Source organism: Teretinema zuelzerae (assembly GCF_021021555.1).
GTDB classification, from domain to species: Bacteria; Spirochaetota; Spirochaetia; order Treponematales; family Treponemataceae; genus Teretinema; species Teretinema zuelzerae.
The window spans coordinates 123621-139036 of record NZ_JAINWA010000001.1; the positions used below are offsets into that span (position 1 = coordinate 123621).

A 15416-nucleotide genomic window follows, 5' to 3' on the forward strand; every position below is an offset into this window, starting at 1 on the left:
CCTTTCGGGTCCTTTTCTAAAGGGTTTGAATCCTTATTCAGCAGTTTCGCCTGCGGCCGCGGATCCTTCAGAAGGAGTAAATCCGGCTTCAGCAGCCATCTTTTCCTGTTCAAGGAAGCGAAGAACCTGAATGCCTCCGAAGCGTGACACTTCGAGAGCCTTCCGATCGTTTTCTTTCTTGGTCTGGATTCCCCAGAGGTCTTCATCAGCGAAATCGCGAACCGTGTTGAGCACGGCCTTGTCGAAGATAACCTTCACATCCTTGAAGTATGCAACGAAGTCTCCGCCGTCATGAGCGGCATCCCTGGTCACGAGGAAGCCAGTGAATGTCTGATAGGGGAAAGCTGTCGGATACACGGGATAGAGGCGCACTTCGCGGGTGCGGACTTCGGAAACGTACTGGGGATTCTGCCATACGAGCTCTTTCCAGCCGTCGAAGTTGAGGTAGCCCATGAAATAGCGGCGTTCCTCGTTGTTCTGGTCCCGAAGAAGGACGTACAGACCATGAGGGAAGTTCATTCCATAGGTGTTAACCGCGATTGATTTAAGAACGCCGACATTCTTCACGACACCGTATCCGCCTTCGAAGCGGGAGATGCCTGCGGCCTTGTCTTCATCGGTAGGCGGCTGCACAGTACCATCGTCTGCAACCTGAGCCATGGGTTCATAGCTCGGGATGTCGAACGAGGGACGAATAACCGCGTTGGCATTCGCATTCCAGGACGGGAAATTAACCCGAACGCCCAGAACGGTCTGGCCGGCGAAATTTTTCGCGTTCTGGCTCACCGGCGAAGACTTCGCGCGGGAAACAGATACGCTGTTAACGTTCCGGGCTGAAGAATTGAGAACTACTTCCCATGAATCAATGGCAAGCGAAGTTCTCATCAGTGCCTTCTGTTCTTCCGTGAAACTGGCACCTGCAACAGTGGAAAAGTCCATGACTGTTCTCCGGTTCATTGTCATCTTGCCGTTGGCATCTTCAACAATGTCCGCGTTGAGCAGTGCGAAATCGATAAGGACCGCTTCCTCTGCCATTGCAAACCCGCCAGCCAAAAGCAGCGCGATTGCAACAAGTATGAATCTCCTTTTCATTCAAAGCTCCTTTAATGCACGTATTATAGCCCTGTCAAGATAGAAGTATACGGAAGAAAAACCTTTTGTCAACGCTTTTCAGTCTGCACCTGCGCGTTACGGGGAGCATCTCCTCCGAATACCTCTACACCTTCTATATATAAATATATTTTAGCAATATTTCTGAAATTTGTACAAACATTTTTTTTAAATATATCACGCGCCGTCGGAAAATCAGGAATTCCGGCTTCGGGAAGGAGTGCTTCTGAAGAAAGATCAATATAAGCGTCTTTTCCGCGCACGAATGATCGCAGAATCCGGGTGCCGCGATTGAAAAGAGGTTTCAAGCCGGGCTCCATCGGACCGAGAACCAGTTCTTCTACATATAACGTAAACTGTTCATCAAGCGTTTTCATATCCGCAAGGTAGCGCACCTCGGTCTTCGTCTTCGAGGAAACTGCGGAAACCGGAAAAGAAAAAAGACTGCGCGTACGGTTCGGAATGAATGCATGCATTACAAAAAGAGCTAAAAGAACGGCGGCGCAGGCCGCGATAACCGCAAGTTGGACCGGGGTATGGGTTCTTCGGGCTTTCGCGGCGAGCATGGACAGAGTTGATGCGAGCGAATCTATGATTTTCATTGCAGCGTGGTAAATCCCCTGGAATTTTCAAAATGAGTTATGAACGAAGATAAACCATTATATATACCCAGCGCGCACTTCCGCAAGTAGGCGGGATCGGCAAGCAAAGCCGCTTCTTCAGGATTGCTGACGAAGCCCAGCTCTACCAGAACGCTGGGCATTTTGGCGTTCCGCACCACAAACCATGCTTCTTCCTTTATTCCGCGGTTCTTGCTCTGCGTTCCGATTTGGGCATCGAGGCTATCGAGGAGGCTTTTCGCTATCAAAATGCTTTCAGTCGTGAACTCTTCCTCCATCATGGAGTTGAGAATGGGAAGGATGGCGGCGGCTTCGTCGTTTCCCGCCTTGTCGATAACGGTCCGCCGATAATCGGGGGAAAGATACCACACCTCGAAACCGGATGATTTTGTATTAAACGCGGCGTTTACATGGATCGAGACGTACAAAATCGCTTCATGGGCGCCTAATTGTATGGAATTGGCCATTTCAACCCGATCCTCGAGAGTCGGATAGGTATCTCCGTCGCGGGTCAACAGGATTTTCTTGTCGGGATACTGGCTGCGCAAGCGCGCGTGAAGATCCTTCGCCACGGCAAGAACGACATCCTTCTCCTTTACTTCGACAGTTTTACCGCCGACGCGGGCCTTGCCGACGGCGCCTGGATCCTTTCCGCCGTGGCCGGGATCTATCAGAATCGCGCCGACGCGGTACTGCACGCTCGGCGCCGGCTGGGCGAAGAAAGACTCGAGCTCGGACACGAAAGAAGATGTCAGGAACACCCCGCGGGAGCTTCTGACCGGCGGATCCATCAGATCGAATCGGGAATAATCGAATAAAACCAACGGATCGTCAGGCCTGAAATTGACCTGATGCCCGTTCTTTGACACCACTATCATGCCCGACAGCGGGTCCCAGAAATATACCGCGTCGATGGTATCCGCCGCGGTTTGCAACGATACCAGCGGCGCACTCTCGGCACCGTGCATCGCGGACGAGAAGAGCGCTGCCAGAAGGGCGCACAGCCAGGCCCGCTTAACTGGACGCATTCGCATCATAGACGTACACCAAACCCTGAGCGCCGCCTCGCAAAAAAGCAAGCCAACAGGGCTGATACAACGGATGAGACGGAACGGAAAGCAGTTCCGACAAGCCGGGCGCTATCGACAACGCTTTTGACAGCGCGCCGGCAACAGTCGATCCGTGCCAGTCTGTTGCCGAATCTTTGCGCGAAAAGAGGGCTTTCGGCATATACACATTCGAATACAAAACGGGTTGATCGAACGAGAGCGGATACGAGTCTTGCGAAAGCGTAAACGCGTCCGGAGGAAATCGGGGTTCGCAGCCGGGAGCAACTGATAAATAGGCGTCGGTTTCCGGATTGCCGGGCTCCAGTCTGATGAAGACGGTCCGGCAAGCTTCTTCGGCGGCGGAAGAGGCCGACAAGCGATCGGGCGCTACGGCAAGGCAGTTGCCGCATTTTTCGACATTATTCGTGGGAAATACGAGGGAAGCGCCCTCCTCTATCCGCGGGAGAATATCGCGGACGAAGGGTATCGTCCGGGCCTTTTGAAGTCCGGAAACAACAGCGGCCGTGCCGGGAATGGATATCCACGCGCGTTCGGCGCACACCATGTCGATAGCAGGAACCAGAGAATCAGGCCTCGATCCCGCGCAGAGATCCAGGGCGGCGCCGGTTAGATCAATCCCGGAAGAATAGGGAAAGGTCCATCCAGACATATATCCGCCGGAAAGGCGTCCGGCGATTTCCCCGACCATCGGACCGAGGGGCGTCAGTTTTATATCGCCTTTTACCGCGCCGTGGGAAAGGCCGAGGGAACGGACGCCTGCTTCGAACACGCGGACAAGCGCTTCTTGCGTTTCAGCCGGGAAGGAGCTTGGAATAGTGTGTCCCATCTCGATGAAATAGGGAGAAAACCGGATATGCCGGTCGGCCAGACCGGTCAAATGGAGGGAGTCGTCGAAAAAGAGCCCTTCGATCGAAAATTCCGGGCCTTCCATGAATTCTTCGACGATCGCGGTGCCGCTTCTCGAAAACCGGAGAGCCGACGAAAGAGCGGAAGACAGGGACGTTTCGGAGTCTACTTTTCTGCAGCCCCGTGCGCCCATGTTGTCCACCGGCTTTACAACGACGGGATAGCCGATTTCCGCTTGCTTCATCAGCGACGCGCAAATTGCGGGGTCGGGATCGCCGACCACGATGTATTTCGGGGAAGGAACGCCTGCTTTCGCAAAACAGGCGCGCATCCGCGTTTTGTCAGAGGCGTTGAGGGCGGCTTCCAGGGAGTGGCCGGGCAGACCGCACGAGCGGGCGACGGCTGCGACGGACGCGGAAAAGTCGGTCGCGGCGGTGAATACGCCGTCGAGGCCGCCGTTCGCCTGTAATTCTTTCGCAAAGGAGGTCAAAGCGCCGACATCCTTCAAATCGATGGGGGCGAACCGATGGGCCGCTTTTCTGCAGGGCGCGTCCGGGTTTCCGTCGCAGGCGACGACTTCCCAGCCTTTCTCTTTCGCGCAGGCGATCGCAACGCCTTGCATCACTCCGGCGCCGAGCATCAATATTCGCTTTTTCATGACCAGTCCTCCACAACGCCGTTTTTCATCGCATACACCTCGAACGTATCGCCGAGCTTGAACAGCCGGCTTAAGGCGCTCGCGGCTCTCCACCTCGGGGAGCCCTCTGCGGCGGTGCCCATGAAGGGGAATCGTTCGGGATGATGGCCTGTGGATACGATTTTCACGACCTGGAAGCCGTAGCGTTTTAAATGAGCCTTGGCAAGGCGCGGCGTCCAGATGCTGAAATGATCCCGGGGACTTTTCGCCAAAAACGAGGCGCGATTTTTTCGCGCTGATATTCCGGAGGCGGAAGGAGTCGAAAACGCGAGAATTCCGCCCGGAACCAACAGCTCGCGGATACGCTCGAAAACGCTCTCCAAATCCATGAAATGTTCGATGACGAACCAGAGAGTCACTGCGTCGAATCGTTTTCCGGTTAAAAAACCCTGAAGATCGGGCGCAGGAAACGCGGAAACGCAGGCATGGAGCTCAAGGCGTTCGCGCACGTAGGATACGGCTTCAGGAGAAATATCTGTTCCGACCGAGTCCCAGCCGGCATCCCGGGCAGCGACCAGGAAGGGGCCGTATGCGCAACCAATATCCAAAAGCGTCGAGCCCTGATGCAGGGACGCGATGATCTTCATCCGCCTCTGCCCCTGCGAGCGGATGGCTTCGAAATCTTCCAGATAGGTTCTGCCGTACTGCGTTCGGTATTCTTCGAAAAAATACGCTCCTCCGTATTCGCGGCCGGGGCCCACGATGAAAGAAGGATAGAGCATTCCGCAGGCGGCGCAAGAGCAGACGGTCCGGTCGTTTCTTCGCACGATGACGGAGCGCGACCGGTGTTCTCCGCACAAGGGGCACGGCAGCACCGTTCGATTTGCCAACAGTCCGAGAAGGTCGGATAAATCGGATTGGACTGTCTTGGGCGTGATAACAGAAGGAACCGGGATACCCTTCTCCAGATAATGCACGATAGAGCGGATAAAGGGAAAATGCGGAGGAATCGCGGCGAACCGGTAGGCTTTAGCCAGGCGGTAGTGATATGCGGTAGGAGAAAACAAGATAACGCGGCAGCCTGCGGCAAGGGCCTCGAAGGCGGTAAAGCCGTAATGGGTCACCACCAGATCGTAGTGGCAGAGGCTCTCCCGCAAATTTTCCACAAGGCCGGAAATCGTGTAGCCTTCGGATGTTTTCCGGGTTCCCCTGGCGCGCGAGTCGATTGCGGTGACATCGATATCGAAACTGGACAGCAGAGCCGCGACGGAAAAGACATAGGGAGAGGGATCGCCGCCGCCGGAAAGTACGAGAGCTGTTTTTATGCCGTCCGTTTCTTCTTTTTTCTGGTTTTCGGCAGCGGCAGATATGAAACATCCGAAAGGTTCGGCTTTGTTTTTCCGGCAGTCAGGGACGGAATGATGTCCACCAGGTAATCGCATTCGCCGCGGCCGGCGCCTCCGTCGTCGAACGACACCACCGGCCCGCACTCGCGGAGCTTTCGGATGAAGGATTCGTCGGAGCGGAAATAATCGACGACCGCGAGATGACAGGAGGAGGGAAGCTCCGAAATCGCGCAAGATTTCATATCGGCGGGAACGGAGGAACAGAGCTCGGAACCGCGGGGAAGATACAACAAACATCTCCATGCATCGCGCATGGAACGGATGAGGGAGACTGCTCTTCTGAAATGTCCGGTTCCGCGCGAAGGATCGACCGAAGGAACAAAAAGAATCGGACGGGAAACGTAGGTCCACGCTTCGATCACTTTCTCTGAGGCCGGAGGAAAGGGCGACGAGGATCGGGCAGAGGTTCCCGTGCCGGTTCTTTGCAGGTATTCAGCCATCAAAACGGCTCGTTCATAATCCTCGCGGGTATCGATCGTCGTTCTGATCTCGGGATGGTACCACTGCGACGGAGCAGTCTCCCGAACGCAATGGAACCGTTCGGGATGATTATACAGAGCCGGACCTACGTGTTCATGCTCGTGGGGAAGGTCGCTCAATGCCGCGGCTTCGAGGAGCCTGCGGGACGAGAAAACCTCTATGCCACTTCCGTGGGGAAGTCCCGCGTAGGTAAAATAATCGGCTGGCCGCGGAGCGCTTTGCAAAGCCGAAAACCGTTCAAGGCTCGCTATGGCGGCGTCGTAAAACAAAAAGGGATTGTCTCCGGTCGCCCGAAGGACTGTGGATATTCCGGTCTTTCTGATCACCCTGCAAAAGCGTTCAAGAACGTCTTCTTTCGGTCCGCTGATGCACAGAAAGCCGCAGGATTCCGCGAGAGGCTGGAACACGGATTCCGAATCGGTGTCGCAGGCCAGCACATACGCGTCGGCGGGAATTTGTGAAAGCGTTTCCATTACCCGGACGATTACCGGTTCTCCGGAAAGGGCGAGAAGCGCTTTTTGAGGCAGCCTCGTCGAGTCAAGGCGAACCTGCAGTATGATACCTGTCATTGAATAAAAGGCTCCCAATTTCGAGTGATTTCTACGGCGTCGCGGGAAAATCGATATCTGTTAACATGCACCCATTTTCGAACCTGAAGAAAAATAGAGAACGCATCGAATATGCCTAACCCTGAACGCGGCAGGAAGGAAAGAAACCGGACCAGGGGAAGCACAGCCTCGTCTTTTCGGAACGAGGGAGCGAGATTTTTCAGATAAAACCGGACGTAGGACCGGTCTGAACTGATGTCCTCCTGCGGGACTTCCCCGTCGTAGGACGCTCTAAAAGACGTCGACAAACGGATCTGCTCTCCCCACAGCGATGCCCGGAATCCGAAATCCAGATTCTGCCAATACGGATTCGAAATAGTATGATCGAAGCCTCCGAGGCGGATGAAACGCTCACGATTATAAATGCCCGCAAAATCGAAAGGATACGAGGTAGGAGAACCATCCTTGATGCAGGGCATCGGCTCAATTTGAAAACGCTTGTTTTTCAACGCCGGAACCATCTGAACCGGAAGGGATTCCATTCGTTGACTCGTCAGAACCGGAGCCGTGCACAGAAGGTTCTCTTCCTGTATCCGGCTCATCAGCCTCTGAGAAAGGGCGCCCTGGGACAATCGCATGTCGTTCCAGAGAACGAGAACCCAGGGAGACGACGTTTCCGCCATTCCGGCGTTTATCATTTCGCCTATCGTGAGATTTTCGAGGGGTACCAGAAAACGAACCGAAGGGAACCGTATTGAAAGATTTTCGATGTCGTATGATTGGGAAACAAGGGAAGCGCCGGCTCCCGAGCCTGAAGAAGGCGCGGGGGGAGACTCAATTGACAGAATGGAATCGAAGCCGGCGCTTTCCAGGGACTGGAACACAGCCGATCGATAATACCGCCCTCCCCTGTTGAGCAGAATGACGGTGAAGGGGCTTCCTTCATCGTCGCTCTTTTTAACCGAGCCTCCGACTATTGTGTGAGACACCTTCCGTTCGTTAAAAATTATAGGTATAGAATTCATCACAGGCTCCGCACAGTCCCTCATAGATACGATTTCGATGCTGTCGATAGACTTCGGCCCCTGCTTTCCAAATTTCCGGTAAAGCCTCTTCAAAAGCGTTGCCCAGCGGACGCAGCGCATGAAGATCTTCCCGGCACTGCGGGACCGTGCCGTCAAGCATGATACACATATCGCGCTTTATATGCCAGCAGGGATGGCGAACCAGCGGAGAAAGATCGGCTACCCGACGATCGGTTATGGAGCCGCAAAAATGATCGTGTTTTTGGATGATGACGCGGCCGAGCTTTTCCTTCCAGAAGCGGTAGAAGGTTTCGACTTCCTGTTCGCTCTCGCGCAGGCGGAGCATCTGAGGCCACACAGCTCCGGGAAACAGCGTCTCCAGCGAAAAGACGAGATCCATGGCTGTCCGCAGATTCGAGTCCGCAACAGCGGAATCGGAAACGCCGTGAACCGAACCATAGAGAGCTGAACCCGCAGCGTCAAGCGATACGATCCAGTTGATGCGCGGCTCTTCTCCGGCATTCCGCACTGAAGCGGAAATCTTCGAAATCCCCTCAATCGCCGATCCGTTCCATCCGAGGCCGGTGGTTTCAATAACGAGAGAGAGCCCCGGATGCGAAAGCGTTTCCCTTGCTATTTCAACGATGTCGGGATGCCCCGAGCACTCGCCCCAAAGGGAAAGCGATACGACGGCTTCGCGGGAAAATTCTGAAATTTTTCCCATCAGGTTCGAGTAGTCGGAAAGGCTCATGAAGTCCGAACGATCGGTGACTTTTTTGCCGGGAGAGCGCGAGACGCCGCCTGAGCTCCATGCCGGATACGGACAGTAAACGCACTCATGCGGACATCCGCCTGCGATCTGAATTTGATAATAGGCGGGCAGGGTTCGAAGCGAATCGCCTCTTTCTTCGACAAGCGCGGGAGCTGTATCCGCAGTAATGTCGGCAAAGGATTCGCAGAGCAGCGTATTGCCGGCCGTATCGCATGAAAAATCAACCCTGAGTTGTCTCAAATCCACCGGCGATAGTACGGTTTCGATATCGAATGAGTTTATCTCGCGTTTTAAAGTGTCGAAAACGAAGTTTCTCGTTACACGCAAAGCCGAATCCCGCGCCATCCGGGCGAGAACGGGGATGATTCCGCGCGCAAGAATTTCCGGCATGAGGCCGGCAGGATAGCCGTCCGCGAAGGTATATTCGGCGCGCGACCGCTCGTGAAGTTCGAACAGTTTCCGGGCTCCCTCCGGATCGTAAAAAGGACGGTCGGCCCAGGCGAACCAGGCGTGATCATAGCCCCCGGATTCCTTCTCCATGCATTCAAAAAGAGAGGCTGCGGTATTTCCATCGGAAAGAACGCACAGGCGATAGTCCGGCGAAGCGGGAATTTCAATCCGGGAATCAGGCGAACAAAGAACAACGATTGCATCGGTTTCCGGAAATTTTCCGGCTCGTTCGATGCTGCGTTCGAAGGCGGATTTGCCGCCGCGGAGGGATGCAAGGGCGTACGAATTGATGTTTCCGGCATAAACGAAGGCTATAGCTTTCATGGTATTATACCTATCGGCATCTGACCTCTCTGCTTGAGGAAAGTCGACCGGCATGATAGGCTTTAGCCATGAACGGAGAACGGCCCGTCAAGATTTCAGAAATAACCGCGATCATCAAAGAAATACTCGAAGGATCCTTTCCCTCGGTCCTCCTGGAAGGGGAAATTTCAAACTACCGGCCTTCAAGCACGGGCCATCTGTATTTCACGCTCAAGGACGACTCGAGTTCGATTTCCGCGGTCATGTTCAAGGGGCGTTCGCGTCAGCTCGCCTTTGTTCCCCGGGACGGCATGCTTGTCCGGGCGAAGGGCAGCATATCTGTGTACGAAGCGCGGGGAACCTATCAGATCATAATCGATTCGATGGAACAGGCGGGGACGGGAGATATACTCCGCCTGCTTGAGGAACGAAAACAACGGCTCGCCCGGGAAGGCCTGTTCGACGAAAAAAGCAAGCGCCCGATTCCTTTTTTTCCGGAGCGCATTGCGGTGATCACCAGCCCGACGGGAGCCGCCGTGCGGGATATCGTCCAGATACTCAGAAGGCGGAACCCTGCCATACATATCGTTATACTTCCGGCGTCCGTACAGGGATCAGAAGCCCCGGAATCCCTCGCGAGGCAGATAGAAACAGCGAATAGATTCGCCATGGCCGACCTCATCATCATCGGAAGAGGCGGAGGTTCGCTGGAAGATCTCCTTCCCTTCTCGGATGAATCGGTCGTACGGAGCATCGCCGCTTCAAAAATACCGGTAATAAGCGCGGTCGGCCATGAAACCGATTGGAGCCTCTCGGACCTCGCGGCCGACGTCAGAGCCCCTACCCCGTCGGCAGCCGCCGAGCTGGCAAGCCCCTTGGCGGAGGACATCCTGGATACGATCCGAACCTCAATCTCGCTTTTGGAACAGAGCATCAGGGGAAAAACAGAAAAAATACGGTTGATGATGGGCGCTTTTACAGCGGAATCGCTTGAAATGCGGTTCCGGAGAATCGCCCAGCCGCGTCTTCTCCGTTTCGACGACGCGAAGGAAGGCCTGCTCGAAGGAATGAAGAAGCAGCTGGATACAGCCCGGCGCCGGCTGGAAATGGCGAGCGCGGGCCTTGAAGGGGCGAGCCCTCGAGCGATACTCAAACGGGGGTATTCGATGGTGCGGAACGCCGAAAGCGGCGCAATCATCCGGTCCGCTTCGGAGGCGACGCCCGGAACGCTAGTGGAAATTATCCCCGGAGAGGGAATCATCTTCGCCAGGGTGGAGGAAAAGCACGATGAAGAAATTTGAAGAACGTCTGGATCGCCTGGAATCGCTGACCGATTCGATCAGAAATCCCGATATTCCGCTTGAGGAAGCTCTTTCTCTTTTTGAAGAAGGGATAAAACTTGCCAAAACTCTTGAAAAGGACCTTGATAAAATCGAAGGAAAAATCCAGATTTTGATGAACCAGCCCGGACTGAACGACGACAAGCCCGAACTGGAACTTTTTTCCGACGAGGATGTCGGCAACTGATGGAATATAAACCGGTCCGCCAGCTTCCCCCTTCCGTAGCCCGTAAAATAGCGGCCGGAGAAGTTATCGATCGGCCTTCGGCAGTCGTCCGCGAGCTGATGGATAACGCTATAGACGCCGGAGCGACCAGAATCCACGTTGAAATAGCAAACGGCGGCATCGACCTCATAAGAGTCACCGACAACGGTTCGGGAATGACAGCGGAAGACCTCGCATTATGCACGCGGACCCATACAACCAGCAAGATATCGGAAGAAACGGATTTGCTTCGCCTATCCACGCTCGGTTTCCGCGGAGAAGCGCTCTCGTCGATCGACGCGGTGAGCCGTCTGGAAATACGGACTTCGCGCGAAAACTCAGGATCATGGATACTCGATCTGGGCAACATCAGAGCTGGAAACCATCCGATAGGGACATCGGTTTCTGTTGAAGGTCTTTTTGAAAACTTCCCCGCGCGCAAACAGTTTCTTAAACGGAGTTCGGCCGAATCAAGCCAATGCCGGCAGATTTTTATAGAGAAAGCCCTCGCCTGGCCCGGTCTCGAGTTCAAATTCTCGGTCGACGGTGAAACCAGATTTCTGCTTCCTCCGGCCGCGACGTATCTTGAAAGGACGCTGGCCGCCCTTGAGCCGAAGGAGCCGGATACGCTTTTCTCCCAGATTCACGGAGTCGGAGACCGCTTTACATTCTCCGCGGTACTCGGTTCGCCGGATGTCGTGCGCGCGGACAGGCGTTTCGAGATGATCTTCATCAACGGCAGACGCATCATGGAATACAGCCTTCTGCAAGCCCTGGAATACGGGTGCGAGGGGCATTTTCCGAACGGATCACATCCTGTAGCATGCCTGTTCATCGATATCGACCCGTCGCTCGTGGATTTCAATATTCATCCGGCCAAACGCGAGGCTCGTTTCCGCGATCCGGGAGCTCTCCATCACAGCGTTAGCTCCGTCGTCAAGGACTACTATCGGCGCTATGCCGTCAGAGAACTGAAACGGGAGGAAGCCGAACCCGCTCAGGACTTTATTTTTCCGTCGGACGGAACCCGCGAACACCCGCTCCAAAGCCGATCATCTGAGCCCCTTTCCAAACAAGAAGCATTCTTCGCCCCCAAAACCTACGCCGAGTACGCGCTATCCGCCGGGACCCATCCGCATCAGGCGGCCGCAGAACGCGAATCTCCGATCCCGGAGTCCGAAGCACAAGACTTCAGATATCTCGGGCAGGTGCTTGGAACCTTTCTCGCGGTAGAAAAGCGCAATATCTTCTATTTAATAGACCAGCACGCGGCCCATGAACGAATCCTGTATCAAGAATTGATGGAAACAAGACATGAAAGCCAGAACCTCCTGATACCCTACCGGATTGAGCCCGCGGGGGAAACAGACACCGAAAGGTTACGGCGCATTCAAAGAGATCTTGCGGACGCCGGCTTCGACATCGAAGAGGAATCCGACGGAGCATGGCAGGTTGCATCCGTTCCGTCGAGGTGGGTGGGAAAGCGGACTGATTTAATCGGGGAGATCCTTGATCCCGCGGTCGAACCTGAATCGCTGGTGACGCATCTCTATGCCACGGCTGCCTGCAGAGCCGCCTGCAAAGACGGAGACGTTCTCGACAGCGGTACCGCGATGCGGATTATTCGGCAGGCCTTCGAGCTCGAGGAACCCCTGTGCCCGCACGGAAGGCCCCTTTGGATCATGATGGACCGGGAGGAGCTCTTCCGTAAAATCAGGCGGACTTAAAGAGTGGAGAGCAGAGCGCGAACTTCAGCGGCGTTCTTGTAGTCGGGCTTCTTCTGAATCAGTTCCTGCAAAATCGCCTTGGCTCCGGCCTTATCTCCGAGGCTTATATGCAGCTTGCCCAATTCATGATAGGCCTCCCAGCGGGACGGATCGAGAGCGATCAGCTCTTTGTAGGTGTCGCGGGCCTTCTCCGTAAGCCCGGCGCTGACGTAGGCCACCGCGAGATTCGCCCGCACGGTCGGATCCCGAGGAGCCTTGTTCAATGCCCTGGCATAGTGTTCCACCGATTTGTCGAACGAGCCCTTCAAGGCCCAGGCCTTTCCCAGATTATTGTTCACTTCGAAGTTGTCTTTCTCCACCAGGTACGCGGCGTTGAACTGGTTCAGGGCCTCGTCGAGACGGCCGGCGTCCAGATACATAATACCCAGATTGATCCTCGGTTTTACGTATTTCGGATCAGCCGCGATAGCCTTTGCGTACTGCTGAATAGCGACGTCCGGCATGCCGTTCAATTCACCTGCCAATCCGTAGGTATACAAATATGTTCCGTTCTGAGGCTCGGCCTCGACAGCTTTGCGCGCATAATCCAGCGCCTGGGCGGGCTTTTGCAGTCCCAGCTGAACGACAGCCATGTTGTAATTCGTCATTGGGTCCGAACTTCCCAGAACCAGAGCTTCCTTGAAAAAGCGCTCTGCATCCGCGAAACGGCCTTCCTTGCTATAGAGCGCCGCCAGCTCCCTGAGGGCTGAAACATTTCCGGGCTCATGAACGAGCGCTTCTTTATAAGCGGTTTCGGCGCCTTTGAAATCTCCGTTCTTATCCAGCAACCTGCCGATCTCGATCTGCGCCCTGCTGTAATCCGGTTTGATTTTAATCGCCGAGCGGAACGCGGCTATCGATTCAGAGTTCAATCCGAGCGCTTTATTAGTCAAGCCGAGGTTAAAGAAAGCGGCTTCGAAGTCGCTCTTGAGCTGCGTTGTCTTCGCAAAGCTTTGCCGGGCGTCCTTGAATTGCTTGCGCAAATACTGCTGTTTACCCAGCTCGTAATGGTAGAGATAATTTCCGGGCTCCAGACGCGCGGCTTCGAGCAGATCGGCCAAAGCTTCCGCCGATTTCTTTTGTTCTACATATATCTGGCCGCGAGTGAATCGCGCCCGCGGATTTGTCGGGTCGGAGGATACCGCGAGATTGGCGTATTCGAGCGCGGAGGACAGAGCTTCGCTTTTCAAGGTGCTGTCCGACTCGTTTTTCGCCAGGGCAAGCAAACTTTCAGCCATTTCCGTGTATTTGCCCGAGGCATAGGCCTTTTCGCCCTCAGGCAATGAATTGCGAGCTTCGTCGAAGGCAGACAAGGCTGAGCGCAAACTGCCGGCGGACGCCCGTTCTTTCCCTTTCTCGACGGCAGAATTTACGGCTTCTATTCTTTTCCGCGTCTCCGCGTTCTTTTTTGACAATTCTTCTTCAGCCGCTTTTCTTTTTGCCTCTTCTGCGGCGGCCTGTTCTTTCTGCAACGCCGCTTCACGATCTCGAGCTTCTCTGTCTTCTTTTTCTTTTTGAGCGGCTTCCTCTGCGCGGCGCTTGTCGTCCGCCGCTTTAAGACCCGGATCTTCCTGAACGGTTTTTTTCGCCTGCAGCTCTGAAACCTTTGTGCCTGCTCTCTCTTCGTCCGATTCAACAGATTTGCTTCCGGACGCTTTGTTTCGCTCGGCTGCGTCTGCCGAGGACACTGAGGCGGCCCTCGAGGCGGCTGCAGCGGCCGCGTCCGCCGCGGCAGATACGCGGGCGATGGCTTCCCTTGCGGCATCCAAAGCGGCCTGCAATTCCTCTGTGCTGACCGAGCCGGACCCGTCGGCGTAGGCGTTTTTCAATCGGCGGGCTTCGAGCACCGCGTCGAGAAGAGCCGAGGCATCCGAATCCTCGGGATTCTGAATGAGCAAGCCTTCCAGGAGCGAAAGGGCGCGGTCGAATTCCTCGCGTTCAACATAATTACGGACAAGAGTAAGCGTATTCTGCCTCAACGCAGTCGAATCAGAAGCGGCTCCGCTTCTTTTAGACGCAATAACAAGCCCGATGCCGAGCAATAAAAGCAATACCGCAACTCCGGCGCCGATCAATACGATTTTCTTCTGTTTACTATTCAAGCTGTGCCTCCTCGTTGTACTCCATAACATCTTCAGATCCCGCGGACAGAGTGCTCGCGGCGTCGACAGACTGCAACGAAGAGCTCACCTCGTCCATAATCCGTTGATACCGTTCAGCGGCGGCGGCCCTTTCAGCCTCGGCCGCTACGCGCTCAGCCTCCGAGCGAAGCTCTGCGTTCTTTCTCTCTGTTTCTTCGCTTTCCAGCAGCGCGATGATCTGCCTGATCGAATCCTTCTGCCACGTGGCTGGATCGAGCATCAGATAATTCCGATAATCCGCCGCCGCCTCAGCGAATCTGCCAAGACGGACGCGGGCATTCGCCCGGTTCAAATATACCGGCGCCCAGAATGCGTCGATCTCGGCGGCGCGGACATACATGCTTTCCGCCTCGGCGAACAGTTCCTGCAAAAAATACACGTTTCCTGCGTTGAAAAAAAGGACCTTCCGATCCGTTCCCGGCGCTGAAGCTCCGCGCATGAAAGCGCTTACGGCGTCTGCGTATTTACCCGTCTGCTGATAGCCCAAACCGAGGTAGACGAATACCCGGGGATCGACGCCCGGCTGCAGCGACGCCTGATACAGAAGCGGAATAGCCTCCTCGGGACGGTTTTCCCGGAACAGCCGTTCGCCTTCGGCGAAATAATCCAGGGCAAAGGCGGAAAACGACGTTAGCATGAGCATCGAGAGGCTTAAAATCAACGTCCGAAGCGCTCGTCTTTTTGCATTCATATTTGA

13 protein-coding genes are annotated in these 15416 nt (G+C 55.0%); 3 read left to right on the forward strand and 10 right to left on the reverse strand.

Annotation, left to right across the window (positions count from 1 at the left end; translation table 11 throughout):
- Positions 1-33: 33 nt before the first annotated feature.
- From K7J14_RS00610 to K7J14_RS00645, 8 genes are all read right to left on the reverse strand, one after another.
- Positions 34-1092 (reverse strand): flagellar filament outer layer protein FlaA, encoded by a 1059-nt coding sequence (locus K7J14_RS00610; protein WP_230752122.1) that lies wholly within the window; start codon positions 1090-1092, stop codon positions 34-36.
- Between the two features lie 68 nt (positions 1093-1160).
- Complete coding sequence (locus K7J14_RS00615; RefSeq protein ID WP_330165581.1) at positions 1161-1712, reverse strand: GerMN domain-containing protein; 552 nt, start codon at positions 1710-1712, stop codon at positions 1161-1163.
- Positions 1709-2767, reverse strand: coding sequence for an N-acetylmuramoyl-L-alanine amidase (locus K7J14_RS00620; protein ID WP_408033962.1), 1059 nt, complete (start codon positions 2765-2767; stop codon positions 1709-1711). Before K7J14_RS00620 ends, K7J14_RS00615 begins: the two co-directional genes overlap by 4 nt.
- Entirely contained in the window at positions 2745-4304 is a 1560-nt protein-coding gene (locus tag K7J14_RS00625) for an ATP-grasp domain-containing protein (protein ID WP_230752126.1), read from the reverse strand. Before K7J14_RS00625 ends, K7J14_RS00620 begins: the two co-directional genes overlap by 23 nt.
- Positions 4301-5065, reverse strand: a complete 765-nt coding sequence (locus tag K7J14_RS00630) for a class I SAM-dependent methyltransferase (protein WP_330165588.1) — start codon at positions 5063-5065, stop codon at positions 4301-4303. The genes K7J14_RS00625 and K7J14_RS00630 overlap by 4 nt, the downstream gene beginning before the upstream one ends.
- A 539-nt stretch (positions 5066-5604) precedes the next feature.
- Positions 5605-6738 (reverse strand): cytidylyltransferase domain-containing protein, encoded by a 1134-nt coding sequence (locus K7J14_RS00635; RefSeq protein WP_230752127.1) that lies wholly within the window; start codon positions 6736-6738, stop codon positions 5605-5607.
- Positions 6735-7742 (reverse strand): glycosyltransferase family 2 protein, encoded by a 1008-nt coding sequence (locus K7J14_RS00640; RefSeq protein ID WP_230752128.1) that lies wholly within the window; start codon positions 7740-7742, stop codon positions 6735-6737. Before K7J14_RS00640 ends, K7J14_RS00635 begins: the two co-directional genes overlap by 4 nt.
- Positions 7717-9288: a spiro-SPASM protein gene (locus K7J14_RS00645; protein ID WP_230752129.1), complete on the reverse strand. Its 1572-nt coding sequence runs from the start codon at positions 9286-9288 to the stop codon at positions 7717-7719. The genes K7J14_RS00640 and K7J14_RS00645 overlap by 26 nt, the downstream gene beginning before the upstream one ends.
- 68 nt (positions 9289-9356) lie before the next feature.
- On the opposite strand from K7J14_RS00645, the gene xseA reads away from it, so the two are divergent.
- Genes xseA through mutL form a run of 3 tightly spaced genes read left to right on the forward strand, consistent with a single transcriptional unit; the run spans position 9357 to position 12539 of the window.
- Positions 9357-10568, forward strand: a complete 1212-nt coding sequence (xseA, locus tag K7J14_RS00650) for an exodeoxyribonuclease VII large subunit (RefSeq protein ID WP_230752130.1) — start codon at positions 9357-9359, stop codon at positions 10566-10568.
- On the forward strand, positions 10555-10794 hold the full coding sequence (gene xseB / locus K7J14_RS00655; RefSeq protein ID WP_230752131.1) for an exodeoxyribonuclease VII small subunit: 240 nt from the start codon (positions 10555-10557) through the stop codon (positions 10792-10794). The genes xseA and xseB overlap by 14 nt, the downstream gene beginning before the upstream one ends.
- Complete coding sequence (gene mutL / locus K7J14_RS00660; protein WP_330165582.1) at positions 10794-12539, forward strand: DNA mismatch repair endonuclease MutL; 1746 nt, start codon at positions 10794-10796, stop codon at positions 12537-12539. The genes xseB and mutL overlap by 1 nt, the downstream gene beginning before the upstream one ends.
- On the opposite strand, the gene K7J14_RS00665 is transcribed toward mutL, so the two are convergent.
- Together K7J14_RS00665 and K7J14_RS00670 are read right to left on the reverse strand one after the other, a co-directional pair.
- The gene (locus K7J14_RS00665; RefSeq protein ID WP_230752132.1) at positions 12536-14680 is read right to left on the reverse strand and encodes a tetratricopeptide repeat protein; all 2145 of its coding nucleotides are present in this window, start codon (positions 14678-14680) and stop codon (positions 12536-12538) included. The genes mutL and K7J14_RS00665 overlap by 4 nt on opposite strands.
- Entirely contained in the window at positions 14673-15410 is a 738-nt protein-coding gene (locus K7J14_RS00670) for a tetratricopeptide repeat protein (protein ID WP_230752133.1), read from the reverse strand. The genes K7J14_RS00665 and K7J14_RS00670 overlap by 8 nt, the downstream gene beginning before the upstream one ends.
- Positions 15411-15416: the final 6 nt, after the last annotated feature.

What these genes read in the sequence shown, in the direction of transcription:
- K7J14_RS00610 (WP_230752122.1), bottom strand. Translation starts at nt 1,092, where the DNA reads ATGAAAAGGAGATTCATACTTGTTGCAATCGCGCTGCTTTTGGCTGGC.
- K7J14_RS00615 (WP_330165581.1), bottom strand. Translation starts at nt 1,712, where the DNA reads ATGAAAATCATAGATTCGCTCGCATCAACTCTGTCCATGCTCGCCGCG.
- K7J14_RS00620 (WP_408033962.1), bottom strand. Translation starts at nt 2,767, where the DNA reads ATGATGCGAATGCGTCCAGTTAAGCGGGCCTGGCTGTGCGCCCTTCTG.
- K7J14_RS00625 (WP_230752126.1), bottom strand. Translation starts at nt 4,304, where the DNA reads ATGAAAAAGCGAATATTGATGCTCGGCGCCGGAGTGATGCAAGGCGTT.
- K7J14_RS00630 (WP_330165588.1), bottom strand. Translation starts at nt 5,065, where the DNA reads ATGCTCTATCCTTCTTTCATCGTGGGCCCCGGCCGCGAATACGGAGGA.
- K7J14_RS00635 (WP_230752127.1), bottom strand. Translation starts at nt 6,738, where the DNA reads ATGACAGGTATCATACTGCAGGTTCGCCTTGACTCGACGAGGCTGCCT.
- K7J14_RS00640 (WP_230752128.1), bottom strand. Translation starts at nt 7,742, where the DNA reads ATGAATTCTATACCTATAATTTTTAACGAACGGAAGGTGTCTCACACA.
- K7J14_RS00645 (WP_230752129.1), bottom strand. Translation starts at nt 9,288, where the DNA reads ATGAAAGCTATAGCCTTCGTTTATGCCGGAAACATCAATTCGTACGCC.
- xseA (WP_230752130.1), top strand. Translation starts at nt 9,357, where the DNA reads ATGAACGGAGAACGGCCCGTCAAGATTTCAGAAATAACCGCGATCATC.
- xseB (WP_230752131.1), top strand. Translation starts at nt 10,555, where the DNA reads ATGAAGAAATTTGAAGAACGTCTGGATCGCCTGGAATCGCTGACCGAT.
- mutL (WP_330165582.1), top strand. Translation starts at nt 10,794, where the DNA reads ATGGAATATAAACCGGTCCGCCAGCTTCCCCCTTCCGTAGCCCGTAAA.
- K7J14_RS00670 (WP_230752133.1), bottom strand. Translation starts at nt 15,410, where the DNA reads ATGAATGCAAAAAGACGAGCGCTTCGGACGTTGATTTTAAGCCTCTCG.